Genomic DNA, 15392 nt, shown 5'->3' on the forward strand with positions numbered 1-15392 from the left:
AAGATTTTCCCATCGAACGCAGAATAAATGGATAACCTACAGTTAATTTTTACCATTTCACTCGATCTGAGCAAAAGAGCCAAATTTAACTACATGTTTTCCAGTTAAATCGATTTTTCGAGCAAATGTCTCGTAAATAACTGTATATTTTCCAGTTAGTATAAGTATGTAGCGTCGTACTACATCGCAAGTGGTGAGGAGGTTTTTTCCAATCCATATTGAAATAGAAAGAAATAGCACGGATACGATAGGAGTAGCGTGCATGTGGGAGGAGTAAACAATTGAAGAGACAATGGGTGATTTCTCCATGGACCCAGGAATGGAACCTACAATTTGAGAAGGAGTCCAAAGTTTTACGGGAAATTTTTCAGACTGAACTTGTTGACATCCATCACGTTGGAAGTACCTCAGTGCCCTCAATCGGTTATGCCAAACCCATTATCGATATTCTGATCATCGTGAAAGCTATTGAACAAGTGAATGAATATAACGAGCAAATGATCAGCGCGGGATACCGAGTAAGAGGGGAGAACGGCATTCCGAATAGAAGGTACTTCACTAAAGGGGAGTTACAACGAACACATCACATTCATATTTACCAGCAAGGGGATCCAAGGATACGAACCTATTTGGATTTTAAAGCCTATTTGATGCAACATCCATCTGAAGCTGAAAAATACGGTCAACTCAAGCTGGACATACTAGCGTCCTATCCGAATGATCAATACCAACAAGTGAAGGAAAATCGCATCAATCACTTGGTTGAGAAGGCTCTGCGATGGGGAGAAGAGGAAAGGGAACGATTAGCATGAGTAGGAAGAACATGGTTGCCGGGATACTAGTATCCTTGATTGTACCTTTATTAGCGTATTTTGCAATGGGTGCTAGTGTCAATCTTAGTAGTTTACGAGAGCCTCAAGAAGATTTTCAGTATCATGATTCTTACTTCACCGTGCTTCATATAGATCCAGTCATGTTTCCAGTCATTGCTGTAATTACTTTCATTATGTATGCAGCAATTTCTAGGGTCGTGCGATACGTTAGGCGAAAAGCATAGGGACATTTGAGGTTAAGCATACTTATTATGAGTCCTCACCTGCTTCTATACATAGAAGCAATGTTGTTCGCTGCCTCTAGCAGTGCTTCGCGGAGCTCTAAGGGTTCCAAGATACGTACCATTGTCCCAAAGCCAAGCAGAATTTCGCATGCGGAGCTCAGCGTATTGAACTCCAGCTCTGCTTTGCGCCAGACCGCGGTGGCGCTTGCCGAGCTGGTTGCTTCTTCGTGTCCCTCGTGCCATGCGACTACGCGAACGAAGCGAGTCATCTCAAGCCGAGTGGAGACGCTCGGATGCACAAGTGCTTGTGCCGCGTAGTGTGGAAGTGAGCTGCGGAACAGGTCGACCGAACGCTGCCAATAAGCAGCGAGGTTGAAATGATCCGGGCGCACCACCGGCTCATCCAGTAAGGAAGCATCCTGGATGCGTGAAACACGATAGGTGCGTGGTTCTTGTTCGATGCCAGCCGCAACGAGATACCAAAGTGCCCCCTTGAGAACAAGCCCGAGAGGACTCAAGATGCGTTCGCTTGCTGCTGAGTCGCCACCTGAGGCGTATAGCAGTCGCAGTTTTCGGTCTTCCCATACAGCCTCCTGCAGGAGGGATAACCATGGTAATTCTTCGGCATTTTGATGCCAGCCGGCTGCATCCACATAAACCCGTTGGCGCATATAATCGGCATCGCGGCGCAACGAAGGAGAAAGTGAAGCGAGCACTTTCAAAACCGCCGCTTCATAAGCATCTCCGAAACCTAGATCGGTTAAATGTCGATGGGGCTCAGCGGCTAGTAATGCTAGCATCTCATCTTTGTGCAACCCTGCCCAATCCGCTCGATATCCTTCCATTAGCCGCCATCCACCTGCAGATCCGCGTTCCGCATAGACGGGAACTCCCGCTGTGCTTAGCGCTTCCATATCCCGATGAATGGTCCGTTCCGAGACTTCGAGTCTTGCGGCTAACTCTCGAGTTGTCATGCCGCCGCGCGTTTGCAACAGCATCATTATTTGCAATAACCGATCCGCTCTCATCTGCATCCCCCTTCATGTAATTTGATTCTAACACACATATATGACAACAGGTGACATGATTCATTGGCTACAATAAGACTAAAGCTATGATATTACAGTCTACTATTTATGAATTGAAGGAGTTGTTTACATGACAACGAAAAATCAACCATTACGTAATCAAATCGCCTTAGTCGCAGGAGCGACTCGAGGAGCGGGACGCGCGATTGCAGTCGAACTCGGCCGTGCTGGAGCAACGGTTTATGTGACAGGACGTTCGACGAGGGCGAAACGATCTCCGATGAACCGACCGGAAACGATTGAGGAAACTGCTGAACTTGTAACGAAGGCAGGGGGCGAAGGCATCGCAGTCTGCGTGGATCATACGAAGGAAGAGGAAGTTGTTGCATTGTTCAATCGAATAAAGAGTGAGCAACAGGGGCGACTGGATATTCTCGTGAATGATCTCTGGGGAGGGGACCCGCTTACCGAATGGGGCAAAGGCTTCTGGGAGACCCCGCTTGCAAACGGATTGTTGATTCAGAAACAAGCTGTTCACTCTCATATCATGACCGCTTATTATGCAGCTCCATTGATGGTCGAACGCAAAGCTGGGATTATAGTAGAAATTACAGATGGCGTCGGCTATCACTATCGGGGTAACTTGTATTATAGTCTGGCTAAAATCGGAGTTTCCCATTTGGCGCAAGGGATGGCGGCAGATCTGAAACCTCACGGTGTGACAGCACTTGCGGTAACGCCGGGCTTCCTTCGATCGGAGGCGATGCTGGAGTACTTCGGGGTGCAGGAGGAGAATTGGCGAGATGCTGCGGAGCAGGACATCCATTTCCTACAATCCGAGACCCCATACTTCGTTGCTCAGGGGATCGCTGCACTCGCTGCTGATCCGCAGGTGGCGGAGAAATCGGGGCAACTGCTCAGTTCCTGGTCTTTGTCCGACGATTACGGCTTCATCGATATCGATGGGCGTAGTCCACACTGGGGGAGGTACGCTGAGGAGAATGGATTCTGAGTTGTGGCTAATGCTTTTTTGCACTTTTGCACCAGGTTGACGCCAGGTGTTTATCTCGCACATGCCAGAAAATAACGCAGAACCGAAAACAGACCTAACACAGGTACGATTGTACCTATGTTAGGTCTGTTTAGTCGGTTCATCATGTTATTTATTTTTATAAGCTTCCGTCATTTCTTGCACAATTTTCTGATACGTGGGATCGGCCTTCGTTTTGACAACGAATTCATCCCAAGCGGCTAAGGATTCCTTGCCCATGATCACCTTGATTTTCATATCCAAAATTTTCTTATTCAATTCAGGACCGCTCGTTAAGTTGGTTTGTGAAATGAGGCCGTAAGCAACATTCGGTTTACTGAAAGCGCCACGGTCATCAATAATCTTCTTGCTGCGATCATAGAACTCTTTGGGAATACCGTTGTAATAAGCGCGTGTATATTTATCGTATTTCTGAGCAATTTGCAGCAGATTATTGGAAACGTCAGGGATGTTGTCCACTTTGGCCTGCTCAGTCGCCTGTTTAAATCCATCCTTAATCGTATAATGCTTGTCAAGAATGCCATAAGCGGCGAGATCTGCGACATCATCGGATAAAATTTTATCCATAAAACTCAAGAGTTGTTTCATTTTGGCTTCAGGCACCGTTTTCGGAATGACGTACATACCGAAGTTCCCCGAATCTTGTGCGGCAAATTTATTGCCGTCTGGTGTCATCAAATAAGTGAGTGGCAATGAATCTGCTTTCGGATCAATTTTGCGCATAGCATCTGTGTAGAGCCATTGTGGATTAAGGGCAGAACCGAGTACACCAGCCTTGCCACCCATGTATTGCTCACGCGCTTGGGAATTCTTGATCACGGCGAAGTCTTGCGTAAGTACTTTCTCGTCGTATGCTTTCTTGAGCCATTCCAATGCCTTACGTTCCGATGGTTCTAAGGAAGCGATGGTAATTTGATTATTGGAAAGCTTCCAATACCCATTATTGTTGTTGAATACGTCCTCAATCCATCCGTACAAGCCCATGCCATCCGCATCAACTTGACCTGTGATCCCAATGGTATCCGCTTTACCGTTACCATCTGGATCTTTTTCAGTGAAAGCTTTCAACACGGCATACATCTCATCCATCGTTTCGGGGACTTTCATCCCAAGCTTATCTAACCAATCTTTACGGACGTGTACGCCCCAAGAACCTTCTAACGGACGAGGACGAGGGATTCCGTAATTTTTTCCTTTAATTTTGGCATTGTCCCAAACCACAGCGGGCATCGCACTTAAGGTCTTATAATCTTTAATGTATGGCGTAATGTCCCAGAAAGCGCCAGAAGTCGCCATTTGGACAACCTGTGAATCAAAGACATTCATCACTAAAGTAAGATCGGATAAATCGCCGGAAGCAAGCATGACCTTCGTTTTCTCCGAGTAGGTGTTTACGGGTACCCAAGTGATATTCAGCTTCGCATTGGTTTTCTTCTCTATCTCCTGCAAAATAGGATTCGATGGGTCAACGGCCTGAGCCCCCTGTTGATTCGTGAACATGGAAATCTTGACCGGCTCGTTACTCGTAGCTTCGGATTTCTTATCCGTTGTTGCTTCTTGTCCGGAACTGCAAGCTGTGAGCGTTAAGGCCGCGATCACGCCGATCACGGTGCTTTTTGTAAATACATGTTTGTTAGTGTTCAAATGAATCAACCTCCCATGGTTATCATACAATTTCTCATTGAACTTATAAACCTGCCTGAAATCGAGATACATTCCTCATATCGTTTACCCCTTAATAGAACCGACCATCACCCCTTTAGCAAAATGTTTCTGAAGCAGCGGGTACACGAGTAGAATAGGAACTGTCGCGATGACGACTGCAGCCATCTTCAGCGTATCTGTCGGAATGGCAATTTCCCCAACCATGCTATTGGCAATCTCTCCTGATGAAGAGGATGAGGAATCAATAAGGAGCTGTTGAAGCACAATTTGCAAGGGCCGCAGATCGGGCTTGGTGATATACAGCACGGCAGAGAAGAATGTGTTCCAATATGCGACGGCATAGAAGAGTCCAAATGCTGCAAGCGAAGGTAAGGATAAGGGTAAAATAATTCGGAACCATACGCCCATATCCGTTGCGCCATCGATCTTGGCGGCTTCTTCGAGCTCATCGGGGATGCTGTCAAAGAAGCCTTTCATTAAGATGACATACCAACCACTTGTCAGCACGGGTAAAATAAGTGCCCAAATGGTGTTGATCAGATGTAAATCTCTAACAACGAGATAAGGGGGAATGATCCCTGGGTTGAATAAAGTTGTCATCAAGATTAAGATGAGCAGCACTCTTCGGCCTTGAAGACGTTTTCTAGACAAGGCATACGCGCCGGCAGATGTAATGATCAAGCTTAGGGCGGTACCGACCGTGGCTAGGAAGGTGCTGACACCAGCAGCCTGGATAAAAACATTATTGGAAAACAGATAGCGATAGGAGTCCAGTGTCCATTTTTCAGGAAAGATAACGATGGTCTTCTGTAAGTATTCAATCGGTGATGTGAAAGAGACAGCAGTTATATAGTAGAAGGGAAATAACATGACTACAGCCACCAGTATCAATGCAGCTAAAATACTTCCCTCAAACCACTTGTCGGCTGTTGTACGTTGATTCATGGGTTAGCCCTCCTAATAGATGCCGTCATCGCCGAATTTCTTGGCAAGCCGGTTCGTTAAAACTACCAAAATGACACCCACAATGGATTTAAACAAACCAACAGCTGTACTAAAGCTGAATTGAGCTTGTTGAATACCGCTGCGGTACACATACGTATCAAACACATCGGCGACATCCGAAACAGCGCCGTTCATCATGAGATAAACCTGTTCAAACCCGACATCCATCATATGTCCGATGCGCAGAATGAGCAGAATGATAATGACATTGCGGATCGCAGGAAGTGTAACGTGCCAGATTTGGCGAAGTCGCCCTGCTCCATCCATGCGAGCTGCTTCGAAGAGTTGTGTATCCACAGATGCGATAGCAGCCAAGAAGATCACGGTACCCCAGCCTACTTCTTTCCAGATGGATTGCAGGGTAAGTAACGCCCAGAACATGCCCTGACTTGTTAAGAAATTGATTTTGTCATAACCAAGAGACTCCAGAAATTTATTCACGAAACCGCTCGAAGTCGATAGCATCAAGTAAGTGATTCCTACAATGACCACCCACGATAAGAAATGCGGCAAATAAATAATGGATTGAATGATGCGTTTCACCCATTCTTTGCGTACCTCATTCAGCATGAGCGAGAGTACGATCGGTAAGGGGAAGAAGAAGATCAAGTTAAGTAAATTGATAGCGAGCGTGTTGCGCAATAATAGGAAGAAGCTGTCATTCGCGAAAAAACGTTCGAAATGCTGGAACCCAACCCATGGACTGTTCCAGAAACCCAGATAAGGCGAGTAATCTTTGAAGGCGATCAGAACTCCCCACATTGGAAGATACTTGAAGATAAGGAAGTAGGCCAACATGGGAGAAGCGATAAGGTACAGCATACGATCTCGTTTTAACCCTTGCCATATACGCCTGCTTTGCGAGAGAGCGGGGGTAGATGCGGGTTGTCTTTCACGAGAAAGAGTTGTGTGTGTTGTTTCGGTTTTCATCATTTTCACCTTTCCCAGAGGAAGTAGTTTCGGTCTCTTGGCTTTACTATAGGGAAGGAGCTAATTTCCGACAATTAGACAGTTATTCTAGGATATTTCCTAGCCTTTCACTTTTCAGCAAAGTTCATTTCCTGCCATTGCACATTCATTCTTGACCTGTTTTTGATGATTTTCCCTTTGCAGATGGCTTTTTTTTCTTATATGATGGATGGACAAAGCGTGGGTGTCAGACAATCATCGAATGTTGATAGGGAGGCGTATAGCATGCGGAGACAGCATTATCAACGGAAGGGATTTCTCATCGCCATAATAAGTGCTTGTCTACCGGCAGCGATTATCGGAATGATTCTCTATGTGGTGGGCACACAGCAGATTGAGGCTGAGGGACAGAAAACACACCGCAATCAAGTCGCCTACGCAACAGAGCGGATTAATGAGAATTTAAATCATTTAGAATCGATCATGGCGCAGTGGTCATTTAATTTAAATTTAAGCAGCAGTTATAAGGATTTGGATTTGTACAAAGATTACCGAAGTACACGTTCGATTTATCAAGCGCTGTCCTGGATCAAAGCGTCAGACCCACTCATTCAAGAAGTAACTCTCTATCTGGACAAGCAGCAAGTGCTGATCAAAGAAAGTACGGGTATTGTGGGTATCGAATCCATCGAAGAGAAGCAGTTGTACCGCGCATTAGCTTCCTATCAGCGTGATGTCTATTGGACGAATCGGCTGGCGCCGCGTAAAGAGAACGTACCCTATACGTTAGTTGTTCGTATTCCGGGAGGGCTAGTAGAAACGGAAGCAGCATTGATTATAGATGTGAGCGCCAAACAATTAAATGCGCTAATCGCCGAATTAGATTCGGAAGGGACTGGAGCGACCCTGCTCATGCAGCAGGATGGGGGAATCGTTTCGTTAGGTGCAACGGATATTCATCAGCCAACCGTGCTGGATAAGGCCTTGATGAAATCGGTTCAAGGACAAAAGACAGAGCATGCTTCCTCTGTTGAATCTTGGGATGGTGAAGCTTATTCAGTCTCCTATGGTCAGATGAAGCGGATTGAAAATATGTGGATCATAGCCGCCGCCACGCCGCTAGAACAAATGACCAAACCTGTCCAGACGGTGTCACGTGTCATGATACTGACCGGCTGCTTGGGAATCCTGTTGGCCTTGTTCCTTTCGTGGTACTCGTACCGCCACATGTATCAACCTGTCCAACGACTGATGCAGCAACTTTTACCTGGCCGAGCTGCCGTTACGACAGATGAGTTTGCTACCATCGCGGATGAGTGGAAGCATCTTTCGCGAGAGAGTCAGATTTTGCAGGAGCGGGTTGATCAACAGTTGCCTTCCCTACGTGAAAATTTCCTCCTTCAACTGTTACAAGGGCATCTTTCCTTTCTGAGCGAAATTGAATTAGCAGATCGCATGGCACAGTATGGGTGGGAGATGTCAGATCGTGTATTTGCCGTGCTAGCCGTCCAGATGCATGGCATTTATCGATCTGAGGGCAAATTCTCACAAGGGGACGAACAACTCGTTACCTTTGCCGCCGTGAATATTACCCAAGAGTTAACGAAGGGGAAGGGCTTGGAGGCGAATACGGTTAATTTTCAGGATATGACGCTCGGGATACTCATCCGTCAACCTGCGAATATGTCCTTAGAAAGCATACAATCAAGTCTATTTCATTTGGCAGAAGAGCTCGCACATACCTTGAACAGTTTGCTTAAATTGGAAGTAACTGTAAGTGTTGGTACGCGTACATCTGAGTTGCGAAGACTTCCTGTTCTGTTCGATGATGCGCGCAGTGCGTTGAATTATCGGAAGCTCGGCGAAGAGCAGCAGATTCTTGATGTGAATGAACTGATTCCAGGTGGACATGATGCCATCATGTACCCTTTCGAAGAAGAGAGTTTACTTCTAAAGGCTTTGCGATCAGGTAATGAAGAAGAGTTAACGCAGCGGTTGGACGAGTTTCTTCGTCTATTGAAGAATCAATCGATTATTGAACTTGGTGTTCGGCAAGGGCTGCTTCAATTGTGCAGCAATATGCTGAATACGATTATGATTTCGGGCTACAATCCGCTTGCTTTGAATGAAGGGCTGGATATGTGGGAACAACTTGCCGAAGTACGGGAGCCAGAAGCGATGCTTGCTTGGATGAAGCAGCATATTATTGAGCCTTATGTGTCGCGGTTGCACAGCACGCAAGATATGCAGCTGAAACAACTCATTGAGAATGTGCTGCAAACGATTCATACGAATTATGCCAAAGATATTTCGCTCGAGGGATGTGCTGATCTTCATGGCACCTATTCTAAGAAACTAAGTCTTGGATTTAAACAAGTAACAGGGCAGACGTTCATCGACTACTTAACACAATTCAGGCTCAATCAAGCTAAGAAGCTGCTAGTAGAAACAGATGAAAAAATTAATGATATTGCGATGCAAGTGGGGTATCAGCCGCCCTATTTCAACCGGTTATTCAAGAAGTATGAGGGTATTACGCCAGGTCAATACCGTGAGAAGGCGGATCAGTTATGAGTGATGAATTTTTGACGAGCTTCACACCAAGAATTATCGATGTTGTGGAGCGGGATCCGGCATTTTGGGAGGATTTTAACTATGTATTACTGCGCGATAAAACCAAATTGCATACCCTGTCTTACGTGTATCAAGGTGCAGGAACACTTGAGATTGACGGGGAGAAGTATTCACTTCAAGCAGGACATTTGTTTCAAGTACGGCCTGGCGTAAACATGCGAATCACAATGAATCCCCAGTTTCCCGTTTGTTTTATTTCGTTTCATTTTCTGTATCGATTGGTGCGATGGGAAAATGGCGAAATGGTATCCGTGGACAATACGGCGAAGTTGCCGATTTGTGGGGATGTTTTTCCAATAGGACAAATAAATATCGAAGAATCTTTTCGCAAAGCGTTCCATCTGTGGCAGTCCAAAAGCAGGAACTATGAATGGCTGGTTAAGCTAGAGTTTCTGAATAACGTACAGGCCGTGAATGAGCTTGCAAGTAGGAAACTAGAACAGAGTTCAACAGCAAGTATGATTGAGAGGGCATCAGCTTATATTCGAACCAACTATCAAGAAAATATCACCCGGGAAATAATTGCGGATTATGTTGCAATGTCCCCAGGTTATTTATCCATTACTTTTAAGAAGCATACAGGGTTAAGTTTAATCGAATATGTGACCAAAATTAGGTTGGATCGGGCGAAATTTTTACTGAAAAGTACGAAGCTGCCAGTTAAACAAATCGCGGAGGACTGCGGGTTCACGGACTCCTTCTATTTCTCACGGATTTTCTCTAGAGATACAGGAATGAACCCACGGGACTACAGAAACGCTTAGTGCGGCTGATACACACGGAATAAGGCGACATCGGGAGCTTCTAGTTGAAGCCAGGATGGCGCTTCTTCTCATGAAAAAATAATAGGATTGACTTTCATGGGATGGTATGCAGGTACTTGACTGCCATGTGCTATATTAAAATAACCACACTTAGGAGGCATCTCATGTTTCAGCAAATGAATCAAACTTATTCAGGAGTTAACTTTGGTACACAAGATTTAAGATACGGCGAGCTGATCAGTTGCATTTTTGATGGATGCTCGTTTGCGAACGGTTCATTAGAGGAAATTAATACCAGTCATTGTCGCTTTATTGCATGTGACTTTCGCGGAGCTTCGTTAAATGGCTCGCTACATAAAGAATCCGCTTTTGAAAATTGTAGCTTTAACGGTGCCAATCTGTTTGTTACCAAATTCGATAACTGTAAAATGATGGGATCAGATTTTTCGAACGCGAATTTAGATGGGATTACGATTTATCGCGGGGATTGGTCTTATACGAATTTGAGGCATAGCCGATTGATCAGACAGGATTTGCGTGGGGTGAAATTTCATGAAGCAGATTTCTCCGGATCCAATTTGGAAAAAGCTGATTTAAGAGACAGTGATCTGACCATGGCTATCCTCGCCAAAGCCAATTTACAAGGCGCTGATGTCAGAGGAGCCCAAATGGCTGGCGTAGATTTCAAATCATTAACCATTTCGGGCATGCGAATGGATCGAGAGCAAGCTGTCTTATTCACGATTTCTCATGGAGCCAAGATAAATGGTTGATCCCTTTATGGTATAATGTCTGTGCACAAGAGGGGGTGATATGACCAATGGCGATCTTTCAATACAATCAGGAACGTTTATATCGGAAGGATCCGGATCTACATTTGTTGTATTGGGGCAAAGAGGATTGTAAACCTGGTCATACCGTAGGGCCAGGGGTTCGTGATTTGTACAAGATTCATTTTATTCATAAAGGTACGGGACTTGTCCGAATTGGAAATGAGACACATCAGCTGAATCCAGGGCAAGGATTTCTTATTTATCCGCATGTGATAAGTTATTATGAAGCAGATGAGGCTGAGCCTTGGACGTATTCATGGATTGGCTTCCAAGGAGTACAAGTGGAATCGATCTTATCACGAACAAGATTATCGCCGGAGCAGCCCGTTTTTCCGATGGATCGGAGGGTCATGCCGAGCATGTATGAACAATTAACGGAAGCGAATGCGCATGCGCATAGCGCTGACTTACAGCTTAAAGTCATCTTATATGAATTTATGACGGCACTGCTTGAAGCGGCTCCCGCCTTTTCGATGGGGGATGTATTTCCTAATAAATGGGATAGCTATATGATCCAAGCTATGGAATTTATTCATGCTCATTATAATGAGTCTATTTCGATCGAGGGGCTTGCTGCACTTCTGAAGCTGGATCGTAAATATTTTTCAGCTATTTTCAAAGAGGCGACAGGGCTGCCTCCCCAGCAATATCTCCTGCAATATAGGATGAATAAAGCAAGTGAATTACTGGAGAAGAGCAACTATGCCATAGGGGAAATTGCGAACTCGGTCGGGTATCAGGATCAATTGATCTTCTCCAAAATGTTTAAGCGAGTAAAAGGCGTATCCCCGAAACAATTTCGGAATCAGACATATAAGAACGCCTGATATTTGCCGAAGTTTGCGTGTGCTTATGAATTCAAAATCCCATCGATCAGGTCTAATTCCTCTTGGGTAAATGTAGGAACCTTCAAGGCATCAACCGCATCTTCAATTTGGCTGACTTTACTTGCACCGATAAGAGCTGATGTGACACGACCACCGCGCAACACCCACGCTAGTGCCATCTGAGACATTTTCTGGCCACGTTCAGCAGCAAGTGTGTTTAATTGTCTAACTTTCGAAATTTTTTCTTCATTGATATCGGATTCTTTAAGGAATACGCTTGAGCTTGCAGCTCGTGAATCAGGAGCGATACCGTTCAAATAGCGATCTGTAAGAATCCCTTTGAACAAGGGTGAAAAGGCAATCGAACCGATTCCTTCCTCTTCCAAAACATCCTGAAGACCATCCTCAATCCAACGGTTCATCATGGAATAACTCGGTTGATGAATCACACAAGGCGTCCCCAGTCGCTTCAAGATACGGGATGCTTCTTTCGCTTCTTCAGGTTTATAGTTAGAAATACCAACATACAACGCTTTGCCTTGTTGAACGATTTGATGCAAGGCAGCCATCGTTTCTTCAAGCGGTGTATTCGGATCTGGACGGTGATGATAGAAGATATCGACATAGTCCACTTGCATCCGCTTCAAGCTTTGGTCCAAGCTGGCAATCAAGTTCTTCTTGGAACCCCATTCCCCGTAAGGCCCCGGCCACATGTAATATCCCGCTTTCGTTGAAATGATAAGTTCGTCTCGATAGGCAGCAAGGTCACCTTTCAGCATCTTCCCGAACATCTCTTCAGCTGAACCAGGCGGCGGCCCGTAATTATTCGCTAAATCGAAATGCGTAATCCCCAAATCAAACGCTCTCTTGAGCATCGTTCTCCCATTCTCAAACGTGTCAGTCCCGCCGAAATTATGCCAAAGTCCTAACGAAATGGCTGGCAGCAACAGGCCGCTGCGACCACTCCGGTTATAAGTCATGGAATCATATCTGGACGTACTAGCTGAATAACTCATCTTTGAACCTCCTAATGGTGTGAATAAGTTTCATTCTAGAGAGATTTGATTCATAAGACAATGTTCATAAGGATGTTGTTTATGTCCTAATGTCTGCACAAAATGTTTTATTGCAACTTTGATGAAGAGAGGCTACAATTTTTAGTAAATTCGTTCTCGGACTGGATGGTGAGCTTGGTTTGAAAATGCCTTTCATTATACGTCTTTTCAATAGTCGCAAAAGTGCACTTTCAACGATCATCGCCTCCAATTTATTTATTCTATTGATACCGCTTGCAATGGGGCTTTTTCTGTACGCGAAGGTGGAACAAAGCCTGGAGAAGAGCTCGACAAGATCCAATGTGGCCATGCTTGAGCAGCTGAAACTGTCACTCGATAACAAGTTATCGGAAGTGGATACGTTAATGCGTCAAGTCGTATTTGATCCGAAGCTGGATTACATGCTTAGAATACCTGCCAATTCGACGGATACGGATAAATATGAGTTTATCCAATTCATGCGGGACAAGATGAGTAAATATCACAGTATGACCAGCAGCTTTATTTTAGATTACTATGTGTATTTCGCAAGCAGTGATTCGATTGTCAAATCGGATTTGGTGACGAACTCTCGTACCTTTTATTCCCTCTACTACTCCTATAAGAACATGTCATACGAAGGTTGGCGTCAGCTTCTAGATCAGGAGCATCGCATGTCGTACATGCCGCTCACTTCGGTATCCAATGGAGCGGATCAATCACCGAAAGATGTTATCACCTATATTCAGTCACTTCCCATTCATTCACAATCTCAAAATCTGGGAAGCTTTATTGTATTGATTGACGTCGATCAGGTTAAGCAACTGTTTGCACAGATGGAATCGGCCAGCCATAGCCTTGTCTACATCATTGATGATGCGGGAAAAACCATTATGAGCAACAGTGAGACACCGTTTCCGTCTGACTTGCTGACGCGTATCCATGGCGGTACGGAACCATTTGATTACCGACTGGCGGGTGTAGATCAAGTCGTATCGTTTACTTCCTCGCAAAAAGCAGGATGGAAATACGTGTCCATTATGCCGGGCGATGTTTTCATGCAGCAGGTGAATCAAATTAAAAGTTGGTCAGTCGGTCTATTTATTCTCTGTTTGTTTTCTGGACTCATCGCGGTCAGCGTCGGAGTATATCGTACGTATAAACCACTTCAGAAAACCGTACATGCGATTATGTCTGGAAAAGAATTGATTAAGCGTCCTTTCTCGAATGAATACGAGTTTATCAGGCTAACCGTTGAAGGTTCTATCCATGAAGAGAAACATCTGCGAAGTACCTTGGCACAGCAAACGCCTTTTATTCGAGCGAATTACTTGTCTCGCCTTCTGAATGGTCACATGGATGTAGATATTTCGGCAGCTAATGGAGATTCGCTGCAGTTCATGGATTTGAAATTTGTCAGTGACCGTTTTGCCGTTCTTATCGTGAAGATCGAGGATATTGATTTACTAGGTGAAAATGAGCAGCAATGGGCACATGCCAGATTTATCGCCTCGAATATTGGTACGGATCTCATTGCGGCTCATCATCGCGGATTTTCGCTGGAGCTCGACCGTGATCGTATTGCACTACTCATGAATCTATCGGCAAATCGGGAGAAATTCGCTGAAGCGGATATTCGGGAAATTGCTCAATCACTCTTCACCATCACGTCGCAACGCTTCCAAATCGGTATTACCATCGCCGTTGGTGGCATTCATGAAGGCCCTAAAGCCATTCGCGATTCGTATCCAGAAGCACTGGCAGCGCTTGAATATCGACTTATTCAGGGTAAACATGCCATTATTTATTATCAGGATATTGTCGATGTAAAGCAGCATTATTATTATCCGTTGGAAATCGAAATTCAGTTGATTAATTTTGTTCGCAGCGGCGATGCCGAAAATGTAGGGAAATTGCTCGATAAAATGTATTCGATGAATTTCGATGCCAATCAGATCACACCAGAGCTAGGCAAAGCTTTATTTTTCAATGTGACGAGTACGCTCTTGAAAATTATGAACGCGACGAATACGAATCAAGAAGAAGTGCTTGGTGCAGACTTTGATCCGATTAGAGAAGTATTCAGTTATCCAACGGCACAGGGGATGTATACGAAAACGAAGGAGCTATACGAAACGCTTACCCGTTCGTTTAATCTCGATCGTTCTGATCACAGTTTGAGTAGACTTCAGGAAATCGTCCGTATTGTGCACGACAATCTAGATGACTCGAATTTGGGGGTTGCACAGATTGCTGAACGTATCCAGATGACACCACAATATTTGTCCACCTTCTTCAAAAAACAGCAAGGTCAGAATCTGCTGGATTACATCACAACGAAACGGATTCAACATGCGAAGCAGCTCATGCAGAACAAAGAACTGACAATTGTCCAAATCGCACAGAAGGTCGGCTATAACAATGATGTCGTCTTCATCCGAGCGTTCAAGAAGCTTGAAGGTGTGACGCCAGGAAAATATCGTGAAACGAGCTTAGCGGAGAATACCGGCTCTGACACATAAAGAGCAGCCTTTAGGGGCTGCTTATTTGCATCAAAATAGCTACTGCCGATTTCTAATACGGAC

13 protein-coding genes are annotated in these 15392 nt (G+C 44.9%); 8 read left to right on the forward strand and 5 right to left on the reverse strand.

The genetic code is table 11. From position 1 onward, the window contains the following. Positions 1–281 precede the first annotated feature (281 nt). Both ASL11_RS22390 and ASL11_RS22395 read left to right on the forward strand, forming a co-directional pair. The gene (locus ASL11_RS22390; RefSeq protein ID WP_056619921.1) at positions 282–812 is read left to right on the forward strand and encodes a GrpB family protein; all 531 of its coding nucleotides are present in this window, start codon (positions 282–284) and stop codon (positions 810–812) included. After that, positions 809–1057 (forward strand): hypothetical protein, encoded by a 249-nt coding sequence (locus ASL11_RS22395; protein ID WP_056619923.1) that lies wholly within the window; start codon positions 809–811, stop codon positions 1055–1057. Before ASL11_RS22390 ends, ASL11_RS22395 begins: the two co-directional genes overlap by 4 nt. A 35-nt stretch (positions 1058–1092) precedes the next feature. Here ASL11_RS22395 and ASL11_RS22400 read toward each other — a convergent pair whose 3' ends face one another. After that, the gene (locus ASL11_RS22400; RefSeq protein WP_056619925.1) at positions 1093–2085 is read right to left on the reverse strand and encodes a helix-turn-helix transcriptional regulator; all 993 of its coding nucleotides are present in this window, start codon (positions 2083–2085) and stop codon (positions 1093–1095) included. Positions 2086–2215: 130 nt separating this feature from the next. Between ASL11_RS22400 and ASL11_RS22405 the strand changes: the two genes are divergently transcribed. Beyond that, a complete protein-coding gene (locus ASL11_RS22405; RefSeq protein ID WP_056619931.1) occupies positions 2216–3097 on the forward strand; it encodes an SDR family oxidoreductase in 882 nt (293 codons plus the stop codon). A 147-nt stretch (positions 3098–3244) separates the two neighbouring features. Here ASL11_RS22405 and ASL11_RS22410 read toward each other — a convergent pair whose 3' ends face one another. The 3 genes from ASL11_RS22410 to ASL11_RS22420 all read right to left on the reverse strand — a co-directional run bounded on the left by ASL11_RS22410 (position 3245) and on the right by ASL11_RS22420 (position 6736). Then, entirely contained in the window at positions 3245–4780 is a 1536-nt protein-coding gene (locus ASL11_RS22410; protein ID WP_056620257.1) for an extracellular solute-binding protein, read from the reverse strand. A gap of 84 nt (positions 4781–4864) precedes the next feature. Continuing rightward, on the reverse strand, positions 4865–5746 hold the full coding sequence (locus tag ASL11_RS22415) for a carbohydrate ABC transporter permease (RefSeq protein ID WP_056619934.1): 882 nt from the start codon (positions 5744–5746) through the stop codon (positions 4865–4867). 12 nt (positions 5747–5758) lie between these two features. Further along, positions 5759–6736: an ABC transporter permease gene (locus ASL11_RS22420; RefSeq protein ID WP_082595725.1), complete on the reverse strand. Its 978-nt coding sequence runs from the start codon at positions 6734–6736 to the stop codon at positions 5759–5761. Between the two features lie 264 nt (positions 6737–7000). On the opposite strand from ASL11_RS22420, the gene ASL11_RS22425 reads away from it, so the two are divergent. From ASL11_RS22425 to ASL11_RS22440, 4 genes are all read left to right on the forward strand, one after another. Then, positions 7001–9289 carry an AraC family transcriptional regulator gene (locus tag ASL11_RS22425; protein ID WP_056619939.1) on the forward strand — a complete coding sequence of 763 codons (2289 nt, stop codon included), beginning with the start codon at positions 7001–7003 and terminating at the stop codon, positions 9287–9289. Further along, complete coding sequence (locus ASL11_RS22430) at positions 9286–10113, forward strand: AraC family transcriptional regulator (RefSeq protein ID WP_056619942.1); 828 nt, start codon at positions 9286–9288, stop codon at positions 10111–10113. Before ASL11_RS22425 ends, ASL11_RS22430 begins: the two co-directional genes overlap by 4 nt. 164 nt (positions 10114–10277) lie before the next feature. Next, the gene (locus ASL11_RS22435; protein ID WP_082595693.1) at positions 10278–10886 is read left to right on the forward strand and encodes a pentapeptide repeat-containing protein; all 609 of its coding nucleotides are present in this window, start codon (positions 10278–10280) and stop codon (positions 10884–10886) included. Positions 10887–10933: 47 nt separating this feature from the next. Next, entirely contained in the window at positions 10934–11773 is an 840-nt protein-coding gene (locus ASL11_RS22440) for an AraC family transcriptional regulator (protein WP_056619946.1), read from the forward strand. A gap of 23 nt (positions 11774–11796) precedes the next feature. On the opposite strand, the gene ASL11_RS22445 is transcribed toward ASL11_RS22440, so the two are convergent. Continuing rightward, positions 11797–12789: an aldo/keto reductase gene (locus ASL11_RS22445; protein ID WP_056619949.1), complete on the reverse strand. Its 993-nt coding sequence runs from the start codon at positions 12787–12789 to the stop codon at positions 11797–11799. 185 nt (positions 12790–12974) lie between these two features. Between ASL11_RS22445 and ASL11_RS22450 the strand changes: the two genes are divergently transcribed. After that, positions 12975–15329, forward strand: a complete 2355-nt coding sequence (locus ASL11_RS22450; protein ID WP_056620261.1) for a helix-turn-helix domain-containing protein — start codon at positions 12975–12977, stop codon at positions 15327–15329. Positions 15330–15392 lie beyond the last annotated feature (63 nt).

It is taken from the genome of Paenibacillus sp. Soil750 (assembly GCF_001428045.1).
In the GTDB taxonomy this organism is placed as follows: Bacteria; Bacillota; Bacilli; order Paenibacillales; family NBRC-103111; genus Paenibacillus_E; species Paenibacillus_E allorhizoplanae.